This is a genomic window from Curvibacter sp. GW821-FHT09D12 (assembly GCF_059416245.1).
The window spans coordinates 120,830-146,467 of the sequence record NZ_JBWKOU010000009.1; the positions used below are offsets into that span (position 1 = coordinate 120,830).

Here is a 25,638-nt window from a genome sequence, read left to right on the forward strand (position 1 = left end):
CTGTTCACTTTCGGTTGGCGCTGTCGGCCGGGTCACTTTGATCGGTTGAAGTTCCAATGCCGTCCTGATTGTGGACGTCATAGAACAGCAATCCCTTTTCTTCTGCACTCACCGTGCTGTCTGGAGGGAAATCCAGGCAGACACGGTTGCGACCCTCCGATTTCGCCCGATACAACTGGTGGTCAGCCCGCTCGATCCAAAGGGAAATCGGCGATCGGACCCAGGGCAGGGTGAACGACCCTCCAATGCTGACGGTCACGTTGATGGCCACGCCCGGGGCGATGGTGATGGGCGTGGATTCCACGATAGATCGGATGCGCTCGGCAACGGCTCGCCCGAACGCCGCCTGGCAGCCCGGCAGCACCACGGCGAACTCTTCGCCCCCATAGCGGGCCAGGGTGTCCATGGGGCGCACACAATTCGCCAAGGTGTTGGCCACCGATTGCAGGACGATGTCGCCCGCAGGGTGGCCGAACCCGTCGTTGACCAGTTTGAAGCGATCGATGTCCAGCATCAACAGCAGCGCTGATTCACCCGTTCGGGTCACTCGGTCGACCTCGCGTTCCAGTACGGCACGAAATTGACGTCGATTGGCCAGTCCGGTCAGCGGGTCTTTGAGTGACAGCTCACAAAGGCCATCAATCAGATGCTGCAGATAGCCTGTGGGGCTCTCTGATGCAGGGTGGTGCAAATCCTCATCTTGTGCCAGCAACGCCAGGGCGGTGTCGAGACGAAGACTGCTGAGGTCAATCGGTGCAGGAGCCTGGGAGGGGGACACGAGTGGAGGACGGACAAGAGTTTTGCGAAGTTTAACAGTACGCCCTTCGGCGCTAAGTGACAAATTGTGGTGCTTATTGCCCACTTTACCCATTTGACGACAAGTGATGCAGTGCTGTCAGTGTTTCCAGATCGGTTCGATAGGTTTTCAGCAGCGGTCCTTCTTTGAGGCATCCGGCACGTCGTAAAACAGTATCAACTGGTAATTTCAGTCCGCTGATGACCAGCGTGATATCGCGCTCATGCAGCATCAGCATGATCTGCTGAAAGGCTTCCACGCCGGTCACGTCAATGCGGTTGATCGGCTGGGCATACAGGCACACGCACTGCGTGTCCGGGTGGCGCGCCAGGTGGTCGACGATGTTGCGCTCCAGTGTGCTGGCCGAGGCAAAGTCAAGTTCGGCGTCCATGCGCAGGGCATACAGGTGGGGCGCCAGCGGGGGCAGGTGCCACAGATGGCGGTCACGAAGGCTGCCGTCGGCGTGCAGGCCGACCTCGATGATGCGGGGGTGCAGGCGCTGATACAGGAAATGGGTCAGGCTGGCCACCAGGCCAGCCAACACCCCCCAGTAAAGCTGAGGTGCGGTCACCAGTGTCAGCACAAAGGTGGCGCCGGCGGTCAAGGCCTCGACCTTGGAGATCTTCCAAAGGCCGATCAGCTGCATCGGACGTACCAGATTCAAGACCGCCGCCACCACGATGGCCGCCAGCACGGCTTGCGGTACGTGGTACATGTAGGGGGTCAGGAACAACAGCACCACCACCACCAGCATGACTGAGAACAGGGTGGCCCATCCGGTTTTGGCGCCTGCATACAGGTTGATGGCCGAGCGCGAGAACGAAGCACTGATGGGAAACGAGCCGCTCAAGCCCGAGGCGATCTTGGCCAGGCCCTGGCCAATCAGATCCTGGTTTTCATTCCATTGCGTGCCCCCGCGCTGGTTTTCGACCTTCGCACTGGAGGCGGTCTCCAGAAAGCTGATCAGCGTGATCACCAGGGCTGGCATCACCAATTGTGAAAAAGCGTTCATCGACAGGCCGCCTGGCCAATACAAGTGGGGCAGGCCGGAAGGCAGGGCACCCACCACGGCGCCGCCCGACTGGGCAAAGCCAAGGCTGGCGCTGAGGACGCCGGCCACCACCACGATGAGCATGGCCGCCGGCCAGCGCGGTAGCCAACGTTTGGCCAGCAGCAGGGCCGCCAGAGAGCCGGCGCCGAAGCCCAGCGCGATCAGGTCATGCTGGCCCAGCGCCAGCCAGTCATGGCTGTCGGGCTGCAATCCAGTCAGGGCGCGCATCTGCGAGCCGAGGATCAGCCAGGCGGCTGCTTGTGTGAAGCCGGAGAGCACCGGTGAGCTCACCAGGTTCAGCAGCCAGCCGAAGCGCCCCAGACCCAACAGCAGTTGCAAGCCCCCCGACATCAGGGCCAGCCAGACTGCCAGCGCCACCCAGGTGTCGCTGGCCGGTTCGGCCAGGCCGGACAGCGACGCCCCGATCAACAGGCTGCTCAGGGCCGTCGGGCCCACGCCCAGGCGAGTCGATGAACTCCATAACACGGCCACCACCGCCGGCACGATCGAGGCATAAATCCCTGTGATCAGGGGCATGCCAGCCAAAGCGGCATAGGCCACGCCCTGCGGCAGCAGCATCAGCCCCACCGTCATGCCCGCGGCAAATTCGCCCAGCAGGGTTTCACGGGATGGCCGTGGCCAATTGAGGAATGGGAACAGGCGATGCAGGCGGTCGTTTTTCACAGCGGCTTCCGGGCTCGGTGACTGCCTCATGGCGGGCAGTGCGGGGGTGTTTGGCGTTGAAGCTACCACAAGCGACGGCGAGCAGCAGGGGGCGGCATGCGGCGATAACATCGGACCATGACCGATTCAAGCCCCGACTCCCGCGATCCGATCACCCAACTGATCCATCACCCCTACCAGCCGCCAGCAGGTTTTCAGGCGCCTCAGCCGGCTGTGCACAAAGCCTCGACGGTGATTTTTGCCGACACCGCGGCCATGCGAAACCGCGACTGGCGCAGCCGCACAGGCTACACCTACGGCCTGCACGGCACGCCCACCACTTTCACGCTGGAAGAGCGACTGTGCCAGCTGGAAGGCGGTCTGCAATGCCTGCTGGTGCCCAGTGGTCTGGCCGCCCTGGCGAACGTCGCCCTGGCGCTGCTCAGCCAGGGCGACGAGATTTTGATTCCGGACAACGCCTATGGCCCCAACAAGGCCCTGGCCGAGGGGGAGTTGGCCCGCTGGGGGATTGCCCACCAGTGGTACGACCCGTTGAGCCCGGCCGATCTGGCCGCCCGCATCGGCCCACGCACCCGACTGGTCTGGCTGGAGGCGCCTGGCTCCGTCACGATGGAGTTCCCGGACCTGCCTGCCCTCACTGCGATCTGCCGTGAGCGCGGTGTGATCAGCGCGCTCGACAACACCTGGGGCGCCGGCTTGGCGTTCAAGCCTTTCGATCTGGGGCCCGGTTGGGGTGTGGACATCAGCGCGCAGGCCCTGACCAAGTACCCCAGTGGCGGTGGCGACGTGCTGATGGGCAGCGTCATCACCCGCGACGAGGCCCTGCATCTGCGCCTCAAGGGCACCCACATGCGACTGGGCCTGGGCGTGGGGGCCAACGACGTCGAGTCGGTGTTGCGCTCACTGCCGAGCATCGCCCTGCGGTATCAGGCGCATGACCAGGCGGCCCGCACCCTGGCCGGGTGGCTGCAATCCCAGCCGGCGGTGGCGCAGGTGCTGCATCCGGCCCTGGAGGGCGCGCCGGGGCATGGTCATTGGCAGGCGCTGTGCGGCGCCCAGGGACAACCCGCCCTGGCGGCGGGCCTGTTCAGCGTGGTGATGGACGAGTGCTACAGCGCAGCGCAGGTCGACGGCTTCTGCGACGCGCTGCGCCTGTTCAAGCTGGGTTACAGCTGGGGCGGTCCCATCAGTCTGGTGGTGCCCTACCACCTGTCCAGCATGCGCAGCCGGCCACAGGCCCACCTTCGCCCCGGCACCGTGGTGCGCTTTTCGATTGGCCTGGAGGCGGTGCAGGATCTTCAGGCCGACTTGGCGCAGGCGCTGGCCTCGCACTTGTCGGGCCGTTGAGCGATTTGCGGCCGGGTTGGTAGTTTCCTGAGTACCGCGGCAGGCCCTGCCGGGCTAGCCTGCGCATTGGCCCGGGCATCCCGTGCCATCGAAAGGAAACCTCCGCCATGGCCGCACCCCTGCCGCACCCTGACCTTCAAGGGCCCGCCGCCACCCCTGCACCGGTGGACGGCCCGGATCACCACCCCGACAGCGCAGAAGCCGACCGCCTGATCCTGGCCGCGCTGCGATGGACCGATCCCCTGCGCTGGTTGCAGCGCGGCGCGCTCGATGTGGCCGCCGCGCCGGGCATTGCTCTGTTTTATGGGCTTTGTTTCTGGGGCATGGCCTTGTTGCTGGGCTGGGTGTTCCGCAGCAGCCCCGAATACACCATGTCGATCGCCTCGGGCTGCCTGCTCGTGGGACCTTTCATGGCCATGGGCCTATACGACGTGAGCCGCCGCCGCGAAAGCGGTCAGCGGCCTGAATTGGGCCTGTCCATCACCTGCTGGGACCGACATCTGGGCAGCATGGCCATGCTGGTGTTGGTCATGATCGTGCTCGAGTTGCTGTGGGGGCGCGCCTCGCTGGTGGTGTTCGCGGTGTTCTTCAATACCGGAATGCCGTCCACCACCGGGGTCATCGACGCGATCTTCAACCCTGACAACTGGGAGTTCGTGGCCGTCTACGCGGTTGTCGGTGGCGTGTTCGCCAGCCTGGTCTATTCGATGGCGGTGGTGTCCATCCCCATGATCCTCGACCGCGACACCGACGCCATCACGGCGGCCATCACCAGCCTGCGGGTGGTGTTCACCCACACCGGTGTCATGCTGTTATGGGGGGCGCTGATCACCGCGCTGGTGGTGGCTGCTCTGTGGCCCTGGGGGGCCGGTATCGTCCTGGTGGGGCCCTGGCTGGGGCATGCCAGCTGGCATGCCTACCGCGGTGCGGTGCACTGGCCGGCCGAGTCGGCCAGCGGCACTGCGCCCACTGCGGGTTGAGTGGCGTCCGGCGGGTGTTACAGTGGACTTCAACTCGATAAGGAGAACCCGACTTGGCAACACCGAATTACGGCTACGAAAAGCGTCAAAAAGAACTGGCGAAAAAGCGCAAGAAAGAAGAAAAACTCAAGGCCAAAGCGGATCGCAAGGCCCTGGGGCTGCCGCCAGAGGCCGACGAGCCTGACGACGCTGACGAAGCCAGTGCCGAGGCTCCTGCGCCGGGCGCAGCGCCCCAGGCTTGAGCCGGTCAGGCTGCAGTCTCTACTTCAGCAGTCGGCGCAGTTCGGGCCACACATTGGCCAGCATGCGGGGGTGCGCCTCCTCGCGGGGGTGGATGCGATCGGCCTGGAACAGGCGTTCAGCATCTGGTCCTTCGGCGATGCCCTTCAGCAGAAACGGCACCAGGGCGGCCTTCTCGGCCGCGGCCACCCGGGCAAAGGTGCGCGAAAAATCCTCGGTGTAGGCGGCCCCATAGTTTGGGGGCACCTGCATGCCCACCAGCAAGACCCGGGCGCCGGCTTTCTGGCACGCGCGCACCATCTGGGTCAGATTGTCCTCGGTCATCTTGATGGGCAGGCCCCGCAAGGCGTCGTTGCCCCCCAGTTCGATCACGACCACTTGCGGCTTGTGCTGGGCCAGCAATGCCCCCAGTCGAGCTCGACCGCCCGAGGTGGTGTCGCCACTGATGCTGGCGTTGATCACCTGGAAGCGCTGCTTTTCAGCCTGGGCTTTATCGGCCAGCAAGGCCACCCATCCACTGCCGCGGCGCAATCCGTACTCGGCACTCAGCGAGTCGCCAAGCACCAGCACCGTCGGTACCGTGGCGGCTTGGGCCTTCATCAGGGCGCCATATGACCCCGCCAACATCAGACTGGCGCCGCTCAGGATAAAGTGGCGCCGAGCACCCCCCCTGGCTGGCATTGCCAGTTGCATCTTCATTGCATTCAACACGCCCCACCTTTCATGTCTGAAGCCCTCTCGCCAGCGATCGTCTCGGTCGAACACATCTTCAAGTCGGTCACCGATTCCACGGGCACGCTGGACATTCTGCGTGACATCGATTTCCGACTGGCGGCCCGGGAGACTGCCGCCATTGTGGGGGCCTCAGGCTCGGGCAAAAGCACCTTGCTGTCGATCATGGCGGGCCTGGACACCCCCTCGCAGGGCACGGTGCGCCTGGACGGTCACGATCTGTTCGCGCTGGATGAGGACGCCCGGGCCGCGTTGCGGGCCCGGCGGGTGGGTTTTGTGTTCCAGAGCTTTCAGCTCATGGGCAACCTCACGGCGCTGGAAAACGTGATGCTGCCCCTGGAGCTGGCCGGCCGGCGCGATGCCCGATCCGCGGCGGCCGAAATGCTGCGCCATGTGGGCCTGGGCCAGCGCCTCGGGCATTACCCCCGCGTCATGTCGGGCGGCGAGCAGCAGCGCGTGGCGTTGGCACGCGCCTTCGTGGTCGAGCCTGCGGTCCTGCTGGCCGATGAGCCCACCGGCAGCCTGGACTTTGCCACGGGCGACACCGTCATGAAGCTGATGTTCGAACTCAACCGCGAGTTCGGGACCACCCTGGTGTTGGTCACCCATGACCAGGCGATTGCAGCGCGCTGTGAGCGCCGCATCACGATCGAAGCCGGTCGGATTCAGCCCGCTGGCGTTTGAACGGCGCACTGCGGGGATAATCGGGCCCCATGTCATCCCCCAAAGTGCTGTTCGGCTTTCACGCCGTGGGCGTGCGGCTCAAGACCGCGCCCCAGACCATCATCGAAATCTACTTCGAGCCCACGCGCCGTGATGCGCGCATGCGCCAGTTCCTGGAGCGCGTGCGCGAAGCCGGTGTGCGCCTGATCGAGGCCGACGGGCTGCGCCTGGCCAAACTGGCCGGCAGCCACGGCCACCAGGGCGTGGCCGCCCGGGTCGAGGCCGTGGCCCAGGTCAAGTCGCTGGACGACCTGCTCGACCAGATCAAGGAACCTCCCTTGCTGCTGGTGCTTGATGGCATCACCGATCCGCACAACCTGGGGGCCTGCCTGCGGGTGGCCGACGGGGCCGGTGCGCATGCCGTGATTGCGCCCAAGGACCACGCCGCCGGCATCAACGCCACCGTGGCCAAGGTGGCCAGTGGCGCGGCCGAGACCGTGCCGTACTTCATGGTGACCAACCTGGCGCGCACGCTGGGTGAGCTCAAGGAGCGCAGCATCTGGTGCATCGGCACCAGTGGTGACGCGCCCAAGACCCTCTACCAGGTGGATCTGAAGGGCCCGACCGCCCTGGTGCTGGGCGCCGAGGGGGATGGCATGCGTCAACTCACCCGCAAGACCTGCGATGAGCTGGTCAACATCCCCATGCACGGCGCGGTGGAAAGCCTCAATGTGTCGGTGGCCAGCGGCGTGTGCCTGTACGAGGCGCTGCGCCAACGCCTGTGATGGCGTCCGATCCGGCCGCGGCCCTGGCAATGGGGCTGGCTCAGGTGCGCGGCTGGCTGGCCGACGCGCCGAGGGTGGCGGTGCTCACCGGGGCTGGGGTCAGCGCAGAGTCGGGTGTTCCGACCTTCCGTGATGCTCAACAAGGCCTGTGGGCGCAGTTCGATCCGCAGCAGCTGGCGACGGAAATCGGCTTTCGCGCCGACCCGGCCACGGTCTGGGACTGGTACCGCTTTCGCCGCGAGGCCATTGCCATGGTGGAGCCCAATGCCGGGCACCGAGCCCTCGCGGCCTTTGCCCTCACCCATCCAGGCCGCCTGACCCTGATCACGCAAAACGTCGATGGCCTGCATCAACGTGCCGGCAGTCCCGATGTGCTGTCCTTGCATGGGCAGATTTTTGAAGATCACTGGCTGGGCGGCCCCGGCCCAGCCTGCTCGCAGGCTCACCCCATGGGGGTGCCTTGTGAGCCGTCAGCGCTGGCGCCCGGTCACCCGCCCCATTGCGCGGTCTGTGGGCGCCTGGTTCGGCCCGGTGTGGTCTGGTTTGGCGAGTCGCTGCCTGAGGCCCCATTGCGTGCGGCCGAGCAGGCTGCCACGGCGTGTGATGTGATGCTGGTGGCAGGCACGGCCGGTGCGGTCTACCCGGCGGCCGGCTTGGTGTTCACGGCCCGTGACGCCGGAGCCCGGGTGGTGGTGCTCAACCCGCAGCCCACCGAACTCGATGCCCTGGCTGATGTGCTGCTGCGCTGCACCGCGGCTCAGGGCCTGCCCGCCTTGCTGGACGGGCTCTGAGCCAGGGCGATTGGCAGGGCGATTGTGCTCAGGGCTTGGCCGGAATCGGATCCAGGCCGGTCTGGCGGATCGCCGGTGCCGCCTCGGCAGAGGACAGGTAGCGCAGCAGCGCCTTGGCTGCTTCGGGCTCGCGTGCTTCGGTGGTGATGCCGGCGGCGAAGATCGTCACTTCCTGCACCTCATCGGGCAGGGTGCCGACAAAGTCCAAGCCCTCGATGGGCAGCAGTTCACTGACCTGCTGGAAGCCGAGTTCAGCATCGCCCCGTGCCACCACACTGCCCACGCGTTCACTCACGATGCGCCGGGCCTTGTCCTTGATCTGATCAGCCACCCCCAATTGCTTGAACAGCACTGTGGACAGGTAGGTGCCGCTGGCACTGGCCGAATAGGCGATGGAGCGGGCTTGCAGCAAGGTGTTCTTCAAGGCTTCCACACTGCTGATGTCGGGTTTGGGCGTGCCCTTGCGCACCGACAGTCCGATCAGCGAGCGACCGAGGTCCACCCGGCTGCCAGGCCGCACCTGGCCGGCGGCCACCAGGGCTTCCAGGGCCGGGACTGACAGGATCACCACGTCGGCCGGCTCGTGGCGGGCCAGCCGGCTGGGGATGGAGTCGGGCGCCCCTCCCAGCGAGGCGCCATAGCCCGAGACCACTTGATCGCCCGAGGCCTTTTCGTAGCCCGGCACCAGTTGCTTGTAGGCGGCGGTGAAGCCACCCGAGCTCAGCACATGCAGCTCGGCCGCCAGCGCCTGGCCGCACAGGGCGGCGCCCAGGCTCAGGGCGGTGATCCAGTGGCCGGCTTGTCTCCAGAGTTTCTTGTGATTCATGGCTGTGACCGTCCGGGCTCAGTCTTCACGCATGTTCGAGGCCTTGGCAATCGGTGCCAGGCGGGCCTTTTCCGCGTTGATGAACTTCACGAAATCGGCGCGGGTGCCACCGGCAGGGTCAATGCCCTGGGGGATCAGTCGGGCCCGCAGCTCAGGCGATTTGACCGCCGCGTCGATGGCCCGGTTCATGCGGTCCAGGATGTCCTCCGGTGTGCCTTTGGGGGCGAAAACACCCGACCAATGCCCGATGAAGATGTTCGGGAAGCCTTGCTCCTCAGCGGTGGGGATGTCGGGCATGGCGGCGATGCGGCGGTTCCAGGTCGAGGCCACGGCCTTCAGCTTGCCCCCCTTGATCTGTGGCAGCACGACCACGCTGGCTTCGGAGGTGGCATCCACCTGCTTGCCCACCACGGCGACCACGCCTTCAGAGCCGCTCTTGTAGGGCACCACCTGCAGTTTGGCATCGCTCTTTTTGAGCATCTCCGCCACAAAATGGGGGGTGCTGCCAGTGCCGGCAGTCGAGAAGTTCAGGCCCGGGCCTGTCTTGGAGGCCGCCAGTAGGCCCTTCAGGTCCTTGATCGGCGAGTCCGCCGGCACCACGATCACCGAGGGGCTGACGGCCATCATGGCCACCGGCACCAGATCGTCTTCCTTGTAGGGCATCTTGGCCTTGATCATCGCGTTGGTCACCACACCGGCCGCAGGGGCCAGGAAGGTGTAGCCGTCCGGGGCCGACTTGGCCACGATCTCGGCGCCCAGCACCGAGCCTGCGCCCGGCTTGTTGTCGATGATGATGGCCTGGCCCAGCTGGCGTGCCGTGGCTTCGGCCACGGCTCGGGCCACCAGGTCGTTGGCACCGCCCGGCCCGAAGGGCACCACAAAACGAATGGGTTTGCTGGGCCAGGTGTCGGCCTGGGCGCTCAGGCTGCCCAGGGCCAGGGCGGTGGCACCCAGCCAGCCGGCGATGCGGCGGCGAGAGATCGGGTGAGGCGTGGCAACGGAATCGGTCAACAACATAGGTCTCCTTGTGGGCCCCCTGGCCACCGTGGCGCGGGGCGGGCTGGTTTGGCATGGCCGGCGATTGTCAGCCCAGTTGCAAGTTTCGTAAATTGCAATACTTGCAGGTATTGGTGCATGAAACGAATCAATGTAGGGCTGGGCATCCGTGCTTGCGTCTGATCACTGTACCTCTCGCCACTCATCCTGGGGCGCTCGCATCGAGCGACTCGATCGCGAAGTGATCAGGACCCATGTTCATGTGCAACATCACCGGCGGTGAGGCCAAGTTCAGGGTCACGCCAGCGGTGCATTTGGCGGAAAATAGAGGTCTGTCTTCCACCCAGTTGAATCAGGCCAAATCGATGATTGAGGTCAATTTGCAGGAGATCCACCATGCATGGCGCCATCACTTCGGGGTGTGAAGTCACCCATGTCTCGACACAAAGCCTTTCGTTGCGCGTCGGTGAGGAGCATCTGACACTCAGCTTCAGCGATTTCCCTTGGTTTCAGCGGGCCACGGCCATCCAGTTGGCCGACGTCCAATGGCCTTCCTCGGATCACCTCTATTGGCCCCAGCTGGACATCGACCTGTCCTTGGAATCCATTCGCGAGCCCGAGCGCTTTCCACTGGTGTCGCGGGCCTGATGAGGCTGGTCTGACAAGGCTGCTCTGATCGGTTGGGGCCCGCGCTGGGCCCCCAGCCCTCAATCCGCCTTGAACCCCGTGGCCGCCACGGCCTTACCCCAGGTCACGGTGTCGGCCGCGATGATGCGGCCAAACTCTTCGCGCGACGTGCCGGTGACGGCAAAGCCGGCGTCCTCCATCTTCTGCCGGCCTTCGGGCGAACGCACGGCCTTCACGATGTCGGCGTTCAGCTTGGCCAGGATGTCGGGCGGCGTGCGCGCGGGCGCCACCACGCCGAACCAGGAGTTGAATTCCAGTCCCGCGTAGCCCTGTTCTTTCAGGGTGGGCACATCGGGCAGGCTGGCGCTGCGGGTGGCGCCGCTGCTGCCGAGGGCCAGCAGCTTGCCGGCCTTCACATTCGGCACCGCCAGGCCCACGCTGGCAAACACGGCCTGCACGTCGCCGCTGAACAGGCCGCCCAGGGCATCGCCTGTGCTCTTGTAGTGCACGGCTTCGGGCTTGATGCCGATGGCGTCACCGAACATGTAGGCCCCGAAGTGGCCCGGGGTGCCCGCGCCGAAAGTGGCCATGAACAGGCCCTTTTGGCTGCGCGTCCAGTCGACGAACTCCTTGGTGCTGCGGGCCGGCACTTTCTGCGGGTTGACCAGCAGCACGAAGTTCGAGGTCACCACCTGGCTGACGGCAGCAAAGTCTTTGGCGGGGTCGTAGGGCAGGCGGTTGTAGCTGCTGGGGGCAATGCTCAACTGGCCGGTCTCGCCCAGCATCAGGGTGTAGCCGTCGGCTGGGGCGCGGGCCGCTTCGCTGGCGGCGATCAGGCCGCCGGCGCCGGGCTTGTTGTCCACCACGACGGCGGTGTTGCCCCAGGCCTCCGACATCTTCTGCGCCAGCAGTCGTGCCACGATGTCTGGCCCGGTGCCGGCCGGAAAGCCCACGATCAGGCGCACCGGGCGGTTGGGGTAGCTGGCCGCCGGGCTTTGGGCCCAGGCCATCGAGGTGGCCAGGGTGCCCAGGGTGGCGGCCGTCAGGGCGGTGCCCAGCCAGCGGCAGGCGAGGCGGCGGGGGTTCTTGTTGTGCATGGTGTCTCCTTCAGGGCCTAACGATGTTGTGTGTTGCGTGTCGCGTGTTGCGTGTTGCGTGTCGCGAAAGCGGGTGGGTCAAAGCAGTTCGTGGAAGCGCATCAGCACGGCGCTGGGCTCGCGCACCCCGCTGCCGATGAACAGGCGCTCGGTGATCCAGCGCAGCGTGGGGGCGCTGGTTTCGAAGCGGGGCGCACAGCGGAAATACACCTGGGCCGGGTCCACCGGCTCGCCGCGCACCAGGCGGGCCATGGTTTCTGGCTCGGCGCGGCGCAGGGCATGGTTGTGCACGTAGATCAGTTCGCCGGCTTCGGTTTCCAGCACGTAGCGGGCATCGAGTTCGGCCAGGGTGTCGCTGAGCAGAAGCTGGAAATCAGCGCCACCCGGCAGCACCCGGGCTTTCCAGCCCACCCCCTGGACCTGACCGCCCAGGATGGGCACCACGCGCCGGTGGCCGTGCGGGCCTGGCCCCACATCCTGGGGGATGCCGACCTGCACCTGCAGGTCGGCGAAGGGGCGAAAACTGGGCGATACGAACAGGGACATGGGCACTCCGTTTGGGCGTGCCTTAGCGTAAATCCGGTGGCGCTGACCGCCTGTCATCCCAGAAGATGACAGCCATGAGGAAATGGACCCCTGGCAAAAGCAACTCACCGGCCCTGGCCGGGGGCGTGATGGCCCAGGCCATCCGCCGTCTGGGTGAAGAGGGCTTTGCCGCTGATTTGCTGCCTGCGTTGAGCCCCTTGCTGCCGGCGGCCTCGTGGTCGGTGTACCGCACCGGGCTGGCGTGTCAGCCCGCTCTGTTCATGTCCGCCAGCCATGGTGTGCCTGACACCACCCAGGCTTGCTGGCATGCCTATCTGGCTGGCCCCTACGCGCGTGATCGCAGCCTGCACAGCGAGTCGGCGGGCCCTTCGGTGCCGCTGCAGCTGTGCCACATCACTGCGCGCGAGGTCCCCCAGGACCACCGCGCCTGCGTGTACGAGGCCCATGGCGTGGCCGAGCGGGTGTCCATTGTCGAGGCCGAGGGGCCGGAGTGCATCTTTGCCGTGAACTTCTACCGCCACCAGCACCAGCGGCCCTTCAGCGACGCCCAACTGGGCGACTTCGAGGCCTGGTCACCGGCGCTGCTGGCCCTGGTGCGCAAGCATCTGCAGGTGAGTCCGCCGGCCCAGGGGTCGACGCAAGCAGCCTGGCGTGAGCGCCTGCAGGCCTTGCAGCAAGGCCTGACGGAGCGTGAGCTGGATGTCTGTGAGCGATTGCTGCGCGGCTACACCCAGGACGGCGTGGCCGCCGATCTGGGTTTGAGCCTGGCCACGGTCAAGACCTATCGCAACCGGGCCTTTGCGCGGCTCGGCATCCACTTCCGCAACGAATTGTTCGCCCGGCTGATGTGAGTGTCAGGCAGGGGCTTGTAGACGGCTTTGACGATCTCCCATCGACCCATGCGAGATCGTCAACGCGTTCTCAGACCCAGCTCAGGGCCCCCAGCAAGGCCCCGGCCGCCAGCAGCCACAGCAGGTGGATGCGGGTGCGCCAGACCAGCAAGGCGGCCACAGCGCTCAGGGCCCACAGGGCGCCATCCTGGCGCGGGTCGCCGCTGACGCTGCCCAAGGTCCAGGCCGTGGCCAGCAGCAAGCCGATCACCAAGGGGGCCATGCCTTGCTTGAAGGCCCGGATGGCCCGGTGCTGTTGGTAGCGGGCGGCCCAGCGGGTGGCCACCCAGGTCAGCACGGTGCTGGGCACCAGCATGCCCAGCATGGTGCAGGCCATGCCCAGCACGCCCAACGTGGCGGCATGGGCGCTGAGGCCGCTGCCACCGGCGGCGTTCAAGCCCACGTTCCAGCCCATCAGGCCGACAAACAGCACGTTGGGCCCCGGGGCCGCTTGCGCAATCGCGATCGAGGCATTGAACTGGGCCTCGGTCAGCCAATGCTGTTCCAGCACCAGGTAGCGGTGCATGTCGGGCACCAGGCTGATCGCACCACCCACAGCCAGCAGCGACAGTGAGGCGTAATGCAGCAGCAACTGCAGCCATTGGAGGGCTTCGAAGTGCAGGCTCATGGGGCGATCTTTCGCCAGGTCAGGCCGCAGGCCAGCAGGCCCAGGCCGGGCACCACCCAGCCCAGGGGCAGGTGCAGCCAGCCCACCAGCACGAAACAGGCCGCGGCCAGCAAGGCGCACACGGCCCGGCCCAGCGGGTGCTTCTTGAGGGGGGCCGCCAGCTTGAAGGCCGTGGCCGCGATCAACCCGGCGGCCACCGCGGCCATCCCGCGCAAGGCACCTGCCACCTGTGGATGTTGGGCGTACTGCACGTAAAGCGTAGCCAGGGCCAGCACGATCAGGGTGGGGAATGCCAGCATGCCCGACAGGGCGGCCATGGCACCACGCCAGCCAAAGTAGCGATCGCCCAGCATTACCGACAGGTTGACCACATTGGGGCCGGGCATGATCTGCGCCACGGCCCATTCCTCGACGAACTCTTCGTTCGTCATCCACTTCTTTTTTTCGACCAGCTCGCGCTGCACCACCGCCAGCACCCCCCCAAAGCCCTGCAGGGCCAGGATGCTGAACGAAAAGAACAGATCGCTGGGGGAACGGGGGCGCGGCCGGGTTTCGGCGGCCGCATCTGCAGAGGGGGCGGGGGGCATGGGCATCCCGGGATTATCGCCAGCTTGACCCAAGGCAAGGCATGGCCATCGCAATGCCCGACCCCGCCGCTTCAATACACCGGGTGGTGCTTCTCGATGGCTGTGCGGGTTGCAGCATCGATCGCGAAGCCCGCTCCATGGCGACGGGCCAGTTCGTCCGCGCGCTGCAGGAAGGCCGCCACCCCCATGCCGTAGATGAACTGCAGGGCGCCCCCGGTCCAGCCCGGAAAACCGATGCCGAAGATGGATCCGATGTTGGCGTCGTGCACGCTGGTCAACACCCCTTCGGCCAGGCAGCGTGCCGTCTCGATGGCTTGTCGGTACAGCAGGCGGTCTTTGACCTCCTGCAAGTCCCAGGCGTGGCCGGGCTTTTCAAACAGGGGGCGCAGCTCGGGCCAGAGGCGCTTTTTCTGGCCGGCCGGATAGTCGTAGAAACCGCCGCCGCCGGCCCGGCCCGGGCGGTTCAGCTCTTTGACCATGCGCTCGACCAGCAGTTCACCCGCCCCTGGGTGGTAAGTTTGCCCGGCGGCGGCCAGGTCGGCACGCGTCTGGTCGAGCACGTGCACGCTGAGCGTCAGGGCGGTTTCATCGAGCACCGCCAACGGGCCCACCGGCATGCCTGCCTGCACGGCGGCGTTTTCGATCACCGGGGCCGGAATGCCTTCGCCCAGCATCGCAGCGCCCTCCATCACATAGGTACCGAAGGTTCGGCTGGTGTAGAAGCCGCGCGAATCGTTGACCACGATGGGCAGTTTGCCCAGTGCTTGCACGTAGTCAAAGGCGCCGGCCACGGTGTCGTCGCTGGTCTGGTGGCCCCGGATGATCTCGACCAGCTTCATCTTGTCGACCGGGCTGAAGAAGTGGATGCCCACAAAGCGCTCGGCATGGGCGCTGGCCTGGGCCAGGCCACTGATGGGCAGGGTAGACGTGTTGCTGGCAAAAAAGCCACCGGCGGCCAGTTGGGGCTCGGCTTCGCGGGTGACGCGGGCCTTGAGTTCGCGGTTCTCGAACACCGCCTCGATGATCAGGTCGCAGCCCTGCAGGTCGGCCGCCTGATCGGTGGTGTGGATGCGCGCCAGCAGGGCCTGCTGATCGGCCGGGCTCAGTCGGCCCTTGTCGACCCGGGGCTGGGTGATGCGCTGGCTGTAGGCCTTGCCCGCCTCGGCCTGCTCGACACTGACGTCTTTGAGCACGGTGGCAATGCCCCGGCTGGCCTGAGCGTAGGCGATGCCCGCGCCCATCATGCCGGCGCCCAGGATGCCTACCTTGTGCGGCTTGAAGCGCGCCGCGCTGCCTGGCCGCGACTGGCCGCTCTTGATCGCGTTCATGTTGTGGAAGAACGTGTTGATCATGTTCTTGGCCACGGGGCTGGTGATCAAGCGCGCCAGATAACGGCTTTCGATGCGCAAGGCGGTGTCGAAGTCGACCTGGGCCCCTTCGACCATGGCAGCCAGGGCGGCTTCAGGCGCCGGGTACAGGCCGCGGGTGGTTTTTTTGAGCATGGCCGGGGCCACGGTCAGCGCGCTGGCGATCTTGGGGTTGGCGGGGGTGCCGCCAGGCATCTTGTAGTTCTTGTCATCCCAGGGCTGGCGTGACTCGGGGTGAGCGGCAATCCAGGCCAGGGCAGCGGGCCGCAGGTGTTCTGCGTCGCCGACCAGTTCGTGCACCAGGCCCAGCTCCAGGGCCTCACGGGGGTTGAACAGGCGGGCTTCAAGGATGTAGGGCTGGGCACCCATGAGGCCCAGCAGGCGGGTCATCTTGGTGATGCCGCTGGCGCCGGGGATCAGGCCCAGGGTGACTTCGGGCAGACCGAACTGGATCTTGGGGTTGTCCACGGCCACGCGGTGGTGGCCGATCAGGGCCACTTCCCAACCACCGCCCAAGGCGGCGCCATTGAGGCAACTGACCACCGGAATGCCCAGGGTCTCGAGGGTGCGAAAGTTCTTTTTGGTCTGTTCGATGTCGGCAAAGACGCGACTGGCATCGTCGGGCTGCAGGCGCATCGTGGCCTTCAGGTCGGCGCCGGCAAAGAAGGTGGTCTTGGCTGAGGCCAGCACCAGGCCCTTGAGCTGGGCCCGGTCGGCCAGCACGCGCTGGGTGACCGTGCTGAGGTCTTGTTGCCAGGCCTGGCACATGGTGTTGACGGCCGAGCCGGTCTCGTCAAAGGTGAGGGTGGCGATGCCGTCGGCAAGTTCGTAGCGGATGGTTTTCAAGGCCGTGTCTCCGTCGGGGTGTTCGGGTTGGGGATGGAGCGAGCGGGGCTGTGACTCACAGCCGCTCGACGATGGTGGCAATGCCCATGCCGCCCCCCACGCACAGCGTGGCCAGGCCGTAGCGCAGTTGGCGCCGGTGCAGCTCGTCGATCAGGGTGCCCAGAATCATGGCGCCCGTGGCCCCCAGCGGGTGGCCCAAGGCGATGGCGCCGCCGTTCACATTGACCTTCTCGTGGGGCACTCCCAGCTCTTTCATGAAGCGCATGGGCACGGCTGCGAAGGCCTCGTTCACCTCGAACAGGTCGATCTGCCCGATGTTCAGACCCGCGCGGGCCAGCGCCTTGAGGGTGGCCGGCACGGGGCCGGTCAGCATGATGGTGGGGTCGGCGCCGCTGAGGGCTGTGGCCACGATGCGGGCGCGCGGTGCCAGACCGTGCTGGCGGGCTGCCTGCTCGGAGCCGATCAGCACCGCCGCGGCCCCGTCGACAATGCCCGAAGCATTGCCGGCATGGTGCACATGGTTGATTCGTTCGACCTCGGGGTAGCGTTGCAGCGCCACGGCGTCAAAGCCCAGGGCGCCCAGTTGCTCGAACGAGGGCTTCAGCGCGGCCAGGCCCTCAAGCGTGGTCTGGGGCTTGATGAACTCGTCTTCTTCCAGGATCACCTGATCGAGAAAGTCGCGCACGGGCACCACCGAGCGCGAGAAGTAGCCGGCGGCCCGTGCCGCGGTGGCGCGGCGCTGCGATTCAAGGGCAAAGGCGTCGACATCGGCGCGGCTGAAGCCGTCGAGCGTGGCGATCAGGTCGGCCCCGATGCCCTGGGGCACAAACAGGGTGGCCGAGTTGGTTTCGGGGTCCTGGGCCCAGGCGCCGCCGTCCGAACCAATGGGTACCCGGCTCATGCTTTCCACTCCGCCGGCCACCACCAGGTCCTCCCAGCCCGAGCGCACCTTCTGGGCCGCCAGGTTGACGGCCTCCAGGCCCGAGGCACAAAAGCGGTTCACCTGAACCCCGGCACACCGGAAATCCCAGCCCGCCTTGAGTGCGGCCACCTTGGGCAGCACCGAGCCCTGCTCGCCGATCGGCGACACGATGCCCATCACCACGTCGTCGACCAGGGCGGTGTCAAAGCCATTGCGCGACTGCAGGTCGTTGAGCAGGCCGGCCAGCAGGTTCACGGGTTTGACTTCGTGCAGGCTGCCGTCTTTCTTGCCTTTGCCCCGCGGCGTGCGGATGGCGTCGAACACATAGGCTTCGGTCATGGCTTGTCTCCAGAGGCTGGGCTGCCGGCAGGCGAAAGCCGGCCGCAGCAAATGGGGTGATTGGACCCCGCAGTATATTTTTTACAAAGCAATTGCTCTGTAAAAATGGAGACAAAGCCAAAAAGCCCGGATCGGGCGGCAAGGATGGCGGCGCAGGGGGGCCCTGCTGCCGTTCAGGCAAACACGTCGAGCTGGCTGCCCAACAGGCCCGTGGCGCTACCCACCGTCAGCAGGCCTGCCGCAGCGGCGGTGGGCATGTTGTAGAGCATGGCCACCGTGGCGGCCCCCTTCACCAACGCCGGCACATCGACACTGTTGGGCACCCCCAGGGCATGCGCAATCTGGGAGATCGGTTTCTCCAAGACGTTGACGGCAACGTTCAATGCGACGCTGTTGGTGACGTTCAAGCAGGGCTCCTGGCAGGGTTGTGAGGCGGCTTACCGGGTTTTCGGCAGCCGCGCAGGTAACTGAAGCGTGAACCTTGTAAAGCCGGCGCATGGATTCCGGCAGCGCTTCACGGCATAATTTTGCAAAGCATTTGCTTTTCATAAATGGGCGACCTGCCCACCAGGAGACACCACCATGATTGCGCGTACCTTGTTCAGCCCCGATCACGAAACCTTCCGTGACAGCTTTCGCCGCTTCTGCAAGCAGGAGATCGAACCTTTTCATGCCGACTGGGAAGAGCAAGGCTATGTGGACCGGGAGGTCTGGCGCAAGGCCGGCGAGAACGGCTTTCTCTGCATGACCTTGCCTGAGGAATACGGCGGGGCCGGGGCTGACCGCTTGTACTCGGTGGCGCAGATGGAAGAGCTGTCGGGCGGCGGCTTCAGCGGCATCGGCTTCGGCCTGCACAACGAGATCGTGGCCCCCTACATCCTGCATTACGGCACCGAAGCCCAGAAGCAGCACTACCTGCCGCGCATGGCCACCGGCGAGCTGGTGGGGGCCATCGCCATGAGTGAGCCCGGTGCCGGCAGCGACCTGCAAGGCGTGAAGACCACGGCCTTGTTGCAGCCCGATGGCAGCTACCTGCTCAATGGCAGCAAGACCTTCATCACCAACGGCTGGCATGCCGATCTGGTGATCGTGGTGGCCAAGACCGACCCGGCTGCCGGTGCCAAGGGCACCAGCCTGTTGCTGGTCGAGCGTGGCATGCCAGGCTTTGAGAAGGGCAAGCGCCTGAAAAAGCTGGGCATGAAGGCACAGGACACCTCCGAGCTCTTCTTTGACAACGTGCGTGTGCCCGCCGACAACGTGCTGGGCGGTGCCGATCAGCTCAACCGTGGCTTCATCTGCCTCATGGAGCAACTGCCCTGGGAGCGTCTGCAGATCGCCATCGGTGCCGTGGCCGCAGGCCAGGCCGCCATCGACTGGACCCTGGCCTATGTGAAAGAGCGCAAGGTCTTCGGTCAGCCCGTGGCCAGCTACCAGAACACCCGCTACACCCTGGCCGAACTGCAGACCGAGGTGCAGGTGGCCCGCGTCTTTGTCGACAAGTGCATCGAACTGCTGCAGGCGGGCCAGCTCGACACCGCCACCGCCAGCATGGCCAAGTACTGGTGCTCGGATCTGCAATGCAAGGTGATGGACGAATGTGTGCAGTTGCACGGCGGCTATGGCTACATGTGGGAATACCCCATCACCCGCGCCTACGCCGACGCCCGCGTGCAGCGCATCTACGGCGGCACCAACGAGATCATGAAAGAGGTGATCACCCGGGCGATGGGGATTGGTGGGCGCTGAGCAGTGGGTCGGCGCTGGATTTGTTGATCTTTATCAGTCGTTGCTCAAGCCCCCCGGCCAGCCTTGAGAATTCGCAAGGGCAGGGGGCCTGCCGACGCCGACAGTGGAAGCATCCAATCCAAGAAAGGGTGTTCCCATGAAGGCTTTTCAAGACCTGATTTCGACCGACTACGGCCTCATGAGCCTGGGCGGCATCGTGTTCATGCTGTGCATGGGGGTGTTTTTTCTGCGCCTGTTTCTGAACAAGATCAAGGGCTCTTGAAGGTGCGTCGACCATCCCCATTTGGACAATTGGGAGGTCCGACATCTGTATGAGCCCTCCGACATGCCCCTCGGTAGCGGGAGGAGGGCGGGCTACTTCTAAACAGGCCCGATGGTGATGCGATGCGCCTTAGCGAATGGCGTCTTGAAACGTTGTTCGAATGCGATTGACTGTCGGTAAAATCATGACACTTCAATCCGCGCCGTGCTTCTAGCCTGTTTGCGGTCGCTGTGGCGGCCTCGTTAGCGAGCGCCTGCCTGCCCCTTAGGGCTGATGTGCGCTCCCATGGCGCGCCCACTTATTTTTGGGGCCACCAACATGTTTGTCTCGGGCGTCCGGCCGCCGACCGTCACGGTCATCATTGCCACCTTCCATTGGAGTTCGGCCTTGCGTTGCGCGATCCGTTCGGTCTTGCAACAGAGTTATGTCGACTTTGAGTTGTTGGTGAGTGGCGACGGCTGCACTGATGACAGTGAGTCTGTGGTTCGGGCATTTGAGGATCCCCGCTTGTTCTGGCTCAATCTGGAGCGCAATCATGGGAGCCAATACGCGCCTAACAATCTGGGGCTCAGCCGCGCTCGCGGGCAGTACGTTGCATATCTTGGGCATGACGATTTGTGGGCACCCGATCATTTGGAGCGCATGGTTGCATGCGCGGCGGAGCAGGACTTCGATGTGGTTTGTGCTGGTGCATTGTTGCTGGCAAGTCCCGAATCCGGAGTACGCTGCGTTACGGGGTTTTTTCCCCATGATGAGTACACGCGTCGCAACGTGGTACCCCCATCTTCCCTTATGCACACGCGAGCACTCGGCCAACTCGTTGGGGGCTGGCTTGAGCCCGAGCATGCTCGAGTCGCAGTCGACGTGGACTTCCTTTGGCGATGCATTGAAGCTGGGGCGCGAGTTGGCTCCACTGCATCGATCACGGTCTTCAAGTTCAATGCGGCATGGCGGCGCGACTGCTACCGGCGCAATGTGGCGCCGGAGCAGGAGCACTTTCTGGCCCAGTTGCAGGCACGTGGGCCGGCATTCTTGATCGAGCAATTGACCGCTACGCTCCGTGCAGCTGACGAGGACAAGCTGCACCGGCTCGAATTGGATTTAAGCGATACGTCGTCTGCTGTCGAGTTCACGCGTACCAATGCAGCTTTCAAGGGAACCGCTTCATCGGACGTGTTGGAGTGCGAGCGTTTGTCGGATGGTCGGCGGCGTTATCACATGAATAACGGCTACGCCGGGTTCGAATGGCATCAGTTGGAAGGCGAGGCAGGGCGAGGGGGATTTCGATGGTCGGGGCCATCCACGTCGTCATCGCTGCGCATTCCCGAAGCACTGGCTGGGCTCCAGCGACTGAGCCTGAACATCTGCCATCAGATTCACGTCGATGTGTTACGGCGCAGCGTCTTCCTCCTGAATGGGCAGCCTGTGACGGGCCGATTCGAGGCAGCGGAGGGACACGGTGTGGTGTGGAGCGCCAACGCCACGGATTGGGTGTGTTTGGGTATCTGCGAAGATCTGGCGTTGACGCTCACGATCCAGTGCCCGCGCACCTGGCGACCGGCGGACCTCGGTGTCAATTTCGACCGCCGTTGGTTGGGTTTGGCCATCAGTTGGGTGGAGGTGATGTGAGCCCTGGGCCTCACCAGCGCCAAGGAACGATCTCTGAGGCCGCCACGCTATCGTAGGGCAGGTCCAGCGCATCCGGAGTGCCATAGTCATAGCTTGCCGAGGGCGAGTTGAGGATGTAAGCCTCTTCGTTTCCGATCACTTTCCAGCCGTGGTAAAGATTGGGTGGCACGATCAGCAGGCCTGGATTGCGTTCAGACACCTTGAATTCATTGACTTGCCCAAAGCTGGGCGAATCCAATCTGCCATCGTAAACCACGATGGATACCAAGCCCTTGACCACAAACAGGCGGTCCGTACTGATGTTGTGAAGGCCCCAGGCTCGCGTCCTGCCTGGCAAGGTGGTGGTCAGGTGGCATTGCACGATTGGCTGCGTCAACTGGGGCCAGGATGCCTTGGCGATCTCTGTCAAGACGCCGTCTTCATGAGCGACGGGGCGGGTTTGCCGGAAGATCACTCCGTCGATGAGTGTTTGCTGCCAATCGCCGTTGGCGTTGACGGCGGACTTCTTGCCGATCAATTGCTCGCGGCCATGCACGCGGGCAGGATGCGGGTCGTGTAGGTCTGGCGTTGTTGGCATGATGAAATTGCTTACAAAATGAAGCAACCACTGTAGCGGGCTTTTGCGGCCGTCATCGCCAGTCTGACACCCAAGACTTCGTGCTTCACAGTAGGCGGTTCAGCGCGGTGTTTCGGAACCAGATCGCCATCGAGGCAACTCCTTCTTGCCACAGATTACGAGGGCCGGCCTTCCGGGCCAGTTCGGCTGAGGTGAGGGGTAACGGATGATTTCCACCTGTTCGAAATAGGGCTCAAACAGGGCCGCCATCACCTCAACATGCGGCGCCAACATGTTCAAGTGGTTCTTCTTGCCACCGTCTTCAACGTAGCTCCATATGATGCCACTGACAATCACCTGCCCGTCCCATGGTGTTGGAGCGGCATGTGGTAATGGTACGCCGGCGATCAGGCGAGGATCTGCCAGTGGTATAAAGCATCGGCCGCGTGGGCTTGTCCATGACCAGATGTTGTGCGCTAACTGCTGAAGTTCGTCCATCGTGTTGACAAAACCGTAGGCATACCACATGCAGGAAACCAAGTCCCACCGATTTTTCCAGGCCGGATGGGGATCGCGGAAGTCACGTAGGAACAAGGGAATATCTGGGTTGGCCTGTCGAGCCTTCGCGAGCATCGCCTGTGAGATATCGAGACCGGCGCGTTGAACCTCCGGAAATTGTCCCAAGAAATAGCCGGTACCACAGGCAATGTCGAGCCAATTGCCCTCAGGTACCAAGAGCTTGCGGATTAGGCCCACTTCGTACTCGGTATCGTCCTTGCTGCTGGGCGATGTGGTGAACTTCTCTTCGTAGGATGCAGCGTAGCCAGTGTCGTATAACTGGTTGATCTGGTCGCGGTCCATAGGGCTAGTCTTTCAGTGCGCTCCAGGCGCGCAGAAGCTTCTGGCGCCAGAATTCGGGGTGGCGGTGTGCGTACAGTGCTCGCATCAGAGAGCGTCCATCCTGGGCCTGGATCTTGAAAGTGCGTGCAAATAGCAAGACAAAGCCGCACGGCAGCCAAATCCAATGCGGGTCGTGCCAGGCCAGTTGCAGGCAGGCTGCCATCGGCAGCCAGATATCGTAGAAAAAATCATTCACGAATGGGAAGCTGGGGCGGATGTTCCTGGGGTCGTGGTCGAGCGCGAATTGGAATCCCAGCAAGTGCTTTAACTCCTCTCCCAAGCAATATAGAACGAAGGCCAAGGCAGCCAATGGACAGGTTTGGAGTACCAGGCCTACCAGTAGCAAATTGCAGGGCAGTTCAATGCCAGCATTGAACCAAGGCAGAAAACGCTCGATTTGACCGGCGCGTGCGTCGGTAGCAAACGTGCGTGTGCCTGAGGCCAGATCATTCGCTCGATCCATCAGTTGATGGTTGAGAATGCCCTTGAGGCCCAGGGCCAGCGAGCAAGCGACGGCAGTGGCCGCAAAAAAAAGGAATTGGCCGTCGAGACCAAGGGGCGGTCCGCTGAATACGGTGAGGATCAATAGCGTCGGTGTGAGATGCGAGCCTGCAGCATCGCACATCACGCCCGCTGCACCACGTTCCTTGAGGCGCAGGCCAGGAACTGAGTAAATGGTGGGCCATACAAAGTTCAGGCCTAACCACAGCCATGCCCAACCAGAGAATCCAGCTTCGGCAGCGGTCAAGCAACCAAGGACCAAGGGTGTGACGCAGACAAGGAGTCGCTGACTCGGCTTGAGCCTTTCCATCGTGTTGGCCTTATGCGCGAGCCGGTCTGAAGCTATGTCGAAAAAGTCATTGATCACGTGTCCATAGGCGGCAACACAACAGATTGTGAGTCCGGTCAGCAAAAGCAGGCGTGCGCCGACCGCGAATGCCGTGCTTGACTGCAGTAGACACAATGCAGCGATGGCCAATAGTGGCGGCAGCTTCGCATACCACCAGTGGTCGAGACGGATCTGGGCCATTGGTTTGGCGAGCAGTTCACGCGTTCTGTGCAAGGCCGAGGCCGGCCACCTTGTCACGACCTGAAGGAGCATGGCGTGTCGTCCCTTAAGGCCCAGTGTGCGTATGAGTGCGAGCCGTTCTAGGCACGTGGCTTCGGCGCGCTTCCAGTGGTCGTGCAACTCTGCAATGACGCACTCCTTGGCTTCTAGATCGGCCCTTTGCTGCTCAATGAGGTAGGCCTGCAGCATGGCGGTTCGCTCGCTATCTCGCAGTGCCAGGGCCAGATCCTGGCGCTCCTGTTCGAGGCAGTGCATGGTCAGCGCAGGTAGCAAGGCCAACACGGCCGGGCCCGGACCACTGGGGGGGCTTAGGGCCTCGCCCGTATCATCTTTTGTTAGTGGAAGCTGGCTGTCCGATGGAGGGGAAGTTCGCAGTAGTTCCTGGTAGACCGACAGGTGCCGTGCGGCCCAGACATCTCCTGAGTATCGTTCGCGCATTCGGGTTGCTGCGTGTGAGCCCATCGTGGTGCGACAGGTCCCATCGCTGATCAGTTCGAGCAGTGCCTGCTGGAACCCAGTCTCGTCCCCGAGTTGAATCAGCCGTCCTTGTACCCCGTCTTGCAGCACCTCACCGATACCACCTGCGTTGAAGGCCAGCACCGGTGTGCCGCAACTCAGTGCTTCCAGCAACATATTGGGTAGGTTGTCCTCCTGTGAAGGTAGAACAAACAAGTCACTGGCGGCGTAGACCAAGGCCATCGTCTCCTCTTGATTGATCGGTCCCAGGTAGAGAAAAGGAAGGTTTGCCAAGGCCGGATCGACAGGTGTCTTGCCGACCCAGATCAACTTGAGAGACAGGGCGGTCTGCGTCGCCATGGATACGATTTCGCTGAGCATGCAAGCCAGACCAGCGAATCCCTTGCGCTTCTCGTCCGCCTGATCAGCCCCGCACAGCAGGTAAACACCCTCAGCGCCCCAGCCCAGGGTAGCTCGGGCCTGCGCCTTGGGCCAGGCCCGAAAAAGTTCAGTGTCTACCCCGTTGGGAATGTGGTGGATGGCCTGGGTGGGGGTCAACAAGGCGCTGTCACGGGCCTTGTCTGCGATCCACTTTGAGGGGGCGATCCACCCCAACTGTGGCGTGCGGAAGATCTGTAGCTTGTCCCGCAACACAGCTGCGGGCAGATCAAAAGGATCGTTGCGCAATTGAGGGCAGTTGGCACAGCTGACCTTGAAGCCTGAGCAGCCTGCAGAGAAATGGCAGCCCCCGGTGAACGGCGCCATGTCGTGCAAGGTCCAGATCACTGGCTTTCCCAGTGCCAGCAGGGCCTCAATGTCGCGCACAGATTGCGCTGCCCCAGTCCAGTGTAAGTGGACGATGTCGGCCGTCATAACATCGGGATGCCGGCTGAGATCGCAACTGCTCAAAGCAAAGGAAAAATAAGTATTGCTGAGTGTGCTTCGTTTGTGTTTGGCGTATATCTGCTGAATTAAATCCGTGCGCTCGTTGTCTAGCAGATCTGTGTTGGTGTTTTGAATCAACCGCGTGGTCGGGTCTGTGGTTTGCTGCTGCCAAGTTAGATAAAGCGAGTCTACGCCCGATCGACGCAAGGCCTGATGCAAACGGAAGGCGGCTAGTGCCGCGCCACCGCGCCGGTCACTCATGCTGATGTGCACGACTTTCATGTAGGAGAGCTTTTTTGCCAGACGAATTGGTTGGAATGCCAGTTCAATTTTTTAAATATCAAGGCACATGACTTGTCGAGCCATTCGAGTGGATTGTCCGCGCTAAACGGTGA

General features: G+C 63.9%; 27 protein-coding genes. 12 read left to right on the forward strand and 15 right to left on the reverse strand.

The features are described 5' to 3' along the window. Window positions 1-4 precede the first annotated feature (4 nt). Window positions 5-871, reverse strand: a complete 867-nt coding sequence (locus AC07PT_RS16380; RefSeq protein WP_494657354.1) for a GGDEF domain-containing protein — start codon at window positions 869-871, stop codon at window positions 5-7. After that, a complete protein-coding gene (locus AC07PT_RS16385) occupies window positions 864-2,561 on the reverse strand; it encodes a SulP family inorganic anion transporter (protein ID WP_494657355.1) in 1,698 nt (565 codons plus the stop codon). Before AC07PT_RS16385 ends, AC07PT_RS16380 begins: the two co-directional genes overlap by 8 nt. A gap of 87 nt (window positions 2,562-2,648) precedes the next feature. Here AC07PT_RS16385 and AC07PT_RS16390 point away from each other — a divergent pair, with 87 nt between their 5' ends. The 3 genes from AC07PT_RS16390 (at window position 2,649) to AC07PT_RS16400 (ending at window position 5,100) form a co-directional block, all read left to right on the forward strand. Then, window positions 2,649-3,878 carry a PLP-dependent transferase gene (locus tag AC07PT_RS16390; RefSeq protein WP_494657356.1) on the forward strand — a complete coding sequence of 410 codons (1,230 nt, stop codon included), beginning with the start codon at window positions 2,649-2,651 and terminating at the stop codon, window positions 3,876-3,878. Window positions 3,879-3,985: 107 nt separating this feature from the next. Then, window positions 3,986-4,858: a DUF2189 domain-containing protein gene (locus AC07PT_RS16395; protein WP_492346412.1), complete on the forward strand. Its 873-nt coding sequence runs from the start codon at window positions 3,986-3,988 to the stop codon at window positions 4,856-4,858. 53 nt (window positions 4,859-4,911) lie between these two features. Beyond that, on the forward strand, window positions 4,912-5,100 hold the full coding sequence (locus AC07PT_RS16400; protein WP_492346413.1) for a hypothetical protein: 189 nt from the start codon (window positions 4,912-4,914) through the stop codon (window positions 5,098-5,100). A 19-nt stretch (window positions 5,101-5,119) separates the two neighbouring features. On the opposite strand, the gene AC07PT_RS16405 is transcribed toward AC07PT_RS16400, so the two are convergent. Next, window positions 5,120-5,698 carry an arylesterase gene (locus AC07PT_RS16405; protein WP_494657357.1) on the reverse strand — a complete coding sequence of 193 codons (579 nt, stop codon included), beginning with the start codon at window positions 5,696-5,698 and terminating at the stop codon, window positions 5,120-5,122. A 123-nt stretch (window positions 5,699-5,821) separates the two neighbouring features. On the opposite strand from AC07PT_RS16405, the gene AC07PT_RS16410 reads away from it, so the two are divergent. The 3 genes from AC07PT_RS16410 to AC07PT_RS16420 are packed head-to-tail and all read left to right on the forward strand — an operon-like array spanning window position 5,822 to window position 8,069. Beyond that, window positions 5,822-6,514, forward strand: a complete 693-nt coding sequence (locus tag AC07PT_RS16410) for an ABC transporter ATP-binding protein (RefSeq protein WP_494657358.1) — start codon at window positions 5,822-5,824, stop codon at window positions 6,512-6,514. 29 nt (window positions 6,515-6,543) lie between these two features. Further along, window positions 6,544-7,278, forward strand: a complete 735-nt coding sequence (gene rlmB / locus AC07PT_RS16415; RefSeq protein ID WP_494657359.1) for a 23S rRNA (guanosine(2251)-2'-O)-methyltransferase RlmB — start codon at window positions 6,544-6,546, stop codon at window positions 7,276-7,278. Continuing rightward, window positions 7,278-8,069: an SIR2 family NAD-dependent protein deacylase gene (locus tag AC07PT_RS16420; protein WP_494657360.1), complete on the forward strand. Its 792-nt coding sequence runs from the start codon at window positions 7,278-7,280 to the stop codon at window positions 8,067-8,069. The genes rlmB and AC07PT_RS16420 overlap by 1 nt, the downstream gene beginning before the upstream one ends. A 28-nt stretch (window positions 8,070-8,097) precedes the next feature. Here the strand turns inward: AC07PT_RS16420 and AC07PT_RS16425 are convergent, their stop codons facing one another. After that, a complete protein-coding gene (locus AC07PT_RS16425) occupies window positions 8,098-8,895 on the reverse strand; it encodes a substrate-binding domain-containing protein (protein WP_492346418.1) in 798 nt (265 codons plus the stop codon). 18 nt (window positions 8,896-8,913) lie between these two features. Beyond that, a complete protein-coding gene (locus AC07PT_RS16430) occupies window positions 8,914-9,912 on the reverse strand; it encodes a Bug family tripartite tricarboxylate transporter substrate binding protein (protein ID WP_494657361.1) in 999 nt (332 codons plus the stop codon). Between the two features lie 239 nt (window positions 9,913-10,151). Between AC07PT_RS16430 and AC07PT_RS16435 the strand changes: the two genes are divergently transcribed. Both AC07PT_RS16435 and AC07PT_RS16440 read left to right on the forward strand, forming a co-directional pair. Then, on the forward strand, window positions 10,152-10,316 hold the full coding sequence (locus tag AC07PT_RS16435) for a DUF4160 domain-containing protein (protein WP_494657362.1): 165 nt from the start codon (window positions 10,152-10,154) through the stop codon (window positions 10,314-10,316). Then, window positions 10,288-10,539, forward strand: coding sequence for a DUF2442 domain-containing protein (locus AC07PT_RS16440; protein ID WP_492346421.1), 252 nt, complete (start codon window positions 10,288-10,290; stop codon window positions 10,537-10,539). The genes AC07PT_RS16435 and AC07PT_RS16440 overlap by 29 nt, the downstream gene beginning before the upstream one ends. Window positions 10,540-10,598: 59 nt before the next feature. Here AC07PT_RS16440 and AC07PT_RS16445 read toward each other — a convergent pair whose 3' ends face one another. After that, a complete protein-coding gene (locus tag AC07PT_RS16445) occupies window positions 10,599-11,615 on the reverse strand; it encodes a Bug family tripartite tricarboxylate transporter substrate binding protein (protein ID WP_492346422.1) in 1,017 nt (338 codons plus the stop codon). 78 nt (window positions 11,616-11,693) lie between these two features. After that, window positions 11,694-12,161, reverse strand: coding sequence for a DUF3237 domain-containing protein (locus tag AC07PT_RS16450; protein ID WP_492346423.1), 468 nt, complete (start codon window positions 12,159-12,161; stop codon window positions 11,694-11,696). Between the two features lie 74 nt (window positions 12,162-12,235). On the opposite strand from AC07PT_RS16450, the gene AC07PT_RS16455 reads away from it, so the two are divergent. Next, window positions 12,236-13,012, forward strand: coding sequence for a LuxR C-terminal-related transcriptional regulator (locus AC07PT_RS16455; protein ID WP_494657363.1), 777 nt, complete (start codon window positions 12,236-12,238; stop codon window positions 13,010-13,012). A 70-nt stretch (window positions 13,013-13,082) separates the two neighbouring features. On the opposite strand, the gene AC07PT_RS16460 is transcribed toward AC07PT_RS16455, so the two are convergent. The 5 genes from AC07PT_RS16460 to AC07PT_RS16480 form a co-directional block, all read right to left on the reverse strand. Continuing rightward, window positions 13,083-13,679, reverse strand: a complete 597-nt coding sequence (locus tag AC07PT_RS16460) for a chromate transporter (RefSeq protein ID WP_492346425.1) — start codon at window positions 13,677-13,679, stop codon at window positions 13,083-13,085. Further along, window positions 13,676-14,272, reverse strand: coding sequence for a chromate transporter (locus AC07PT_RS16465; RefSeq protein WP_494657364.1), 597 nt, complete (start codon window positions 14,270-14,272; stop codon window positions 13,676-13,678). Before AC07PT_RS16465 ends, AC07PT_RS16460 begins: the two co-directional genes overlap by 4 nt. Before the next feature lie 65 nt (window positions 14,273-14,337). Beyond that, the gene (locus AC07PT_RS16470) at window positions 14,338-16,479 is read right to left on the reverse strand and encodes a 3-hydroxyacyl-CoA dehydrogenase NAD-binding domain-containing protein (protein WP_494657365.1); all 2,142 of its coding nucleotides are present in this window, start codon (window positions 16,477-16,479) and stop codon (window positions 14,338-14,340) included. Between the two features lie 55 nt (window positions 16,480-16,534). Beyond that, a complete protein-coding gene (locus tag AC07PT_RS16475; RefSeq protein ID WP_494657367.1) occupies window positions 16,535-17,740 on the reverse strand; it encodes an acetyl-CoA C-acetyltransferase in 1,206 nt (401 codons plus the stop codon). Between the two features lie 173 nt (window positions 17,741-17,913). After that, the gene (locus AC07PT_RS16480) at window positions 17,914-18,147 is read right to left on the reverse strand and encodes a hypothetical protein (RefSeq protein WP_492346429.1); all 234 of its coding nucleotides are present in this window, start codon (window positions 18,145-18,147) and stop codon (window positions 17,914-17,916) included. Window positions 18,148-18,322: 175 nt separating this feature from the next. Here AC07PT_RS16480 and AC07PT_RS16485 point away from each other — a divergent pair, with 175 nt between their 5' ends. The 3 genes from AC07PT_RS16485 (at window position 18,323) to AC07PT_RS16495 (ending at window position 21,377) form a co-directional block, all read left to right on the forward strand. Then, window positions 18,323-19,486 (forward strand): acyl-CoA dehydrogenase family protein, encoded by a 1,164-nt coding sequence (locus tag AC07PT_RS16485; protein WP_494657368.1) that lies wholly within the window; start codon window positions 18,323-18,325, stop codon window positions 19,484-19,486. A gap of 136 nt (window positions 19,487-19,622) precedes the next feature. Further along, window positions 19,623-19,748, forward strand: coding sequence for a DUF3149 domain-containing protein (locus AC07PT_RS16490; protein WP_492346433.1), 126 nt, complete (start codon window positions 19,623-19,625; stop codon window positions 19,746-19,748). Between the two features lie 285 nt (window positions 19,749-20,033). Next, window positions 20,034-21,377, forward strand: a complete 1,344-nt coding sequence (locus AC07PT_RS16495; protein ID WP_494657369.1) for a glycosyltransferase family 2 protein — start codon at window positions 20,034-20,036, stop codon at window positions 21,375-21,377. A gap of 10 nt (window positions 21,378-21,387) precedes the next feature. Here the strand turns inward: AC07PT_RS16495 and AC07PT_RS16500 are convergent, their stop codons facing one another. From AC07PT_RS16500 to AC07PT_RS16510, 3 genes are all read right to left on the reverse strand, one after another. Beyond that, window positions 21,388-21,981 carry a dTDP-4-dehydrorhamnose 3,5-epimerase family protein gene (locus AC07PT_RS16500; RefSeq protein WP_494657370.1) on the reverse strand — a complete coding sequence of 198 codons (594 nt, stop codon included), beginning with the start codon at window positions 21,979-21,981 and terminating at the stop codon, window positions 21,388-21,390. Window positions 21,982-22,053: 72 nt separating this feature from the next. Continuing rightward, complete coding sequence (locus tag AC07PT_RS16505; protein WP_494657371.1) at window positions 22,054-22,794, reverse strand: class I SAM-dependent DNA methyltransferase; 741 nt, start codon at window positions 22,792-22,794, stop codon at window positions 22,054-22,056. Between the two features lie 4 nt (window positions 22,795-22,798). Continuing rightward, a complete protein-coding gene (locus tag AC07PT_RS16510; protein WP_494657372.1) occupies window positions 22,799-25,525 on the reverse strand; it encodes a glycosyltransferase in 2,727 nt (908 codons plus the stop codon). Window positions 25,526-25,638: the final 113 nt, after the last annotated feature.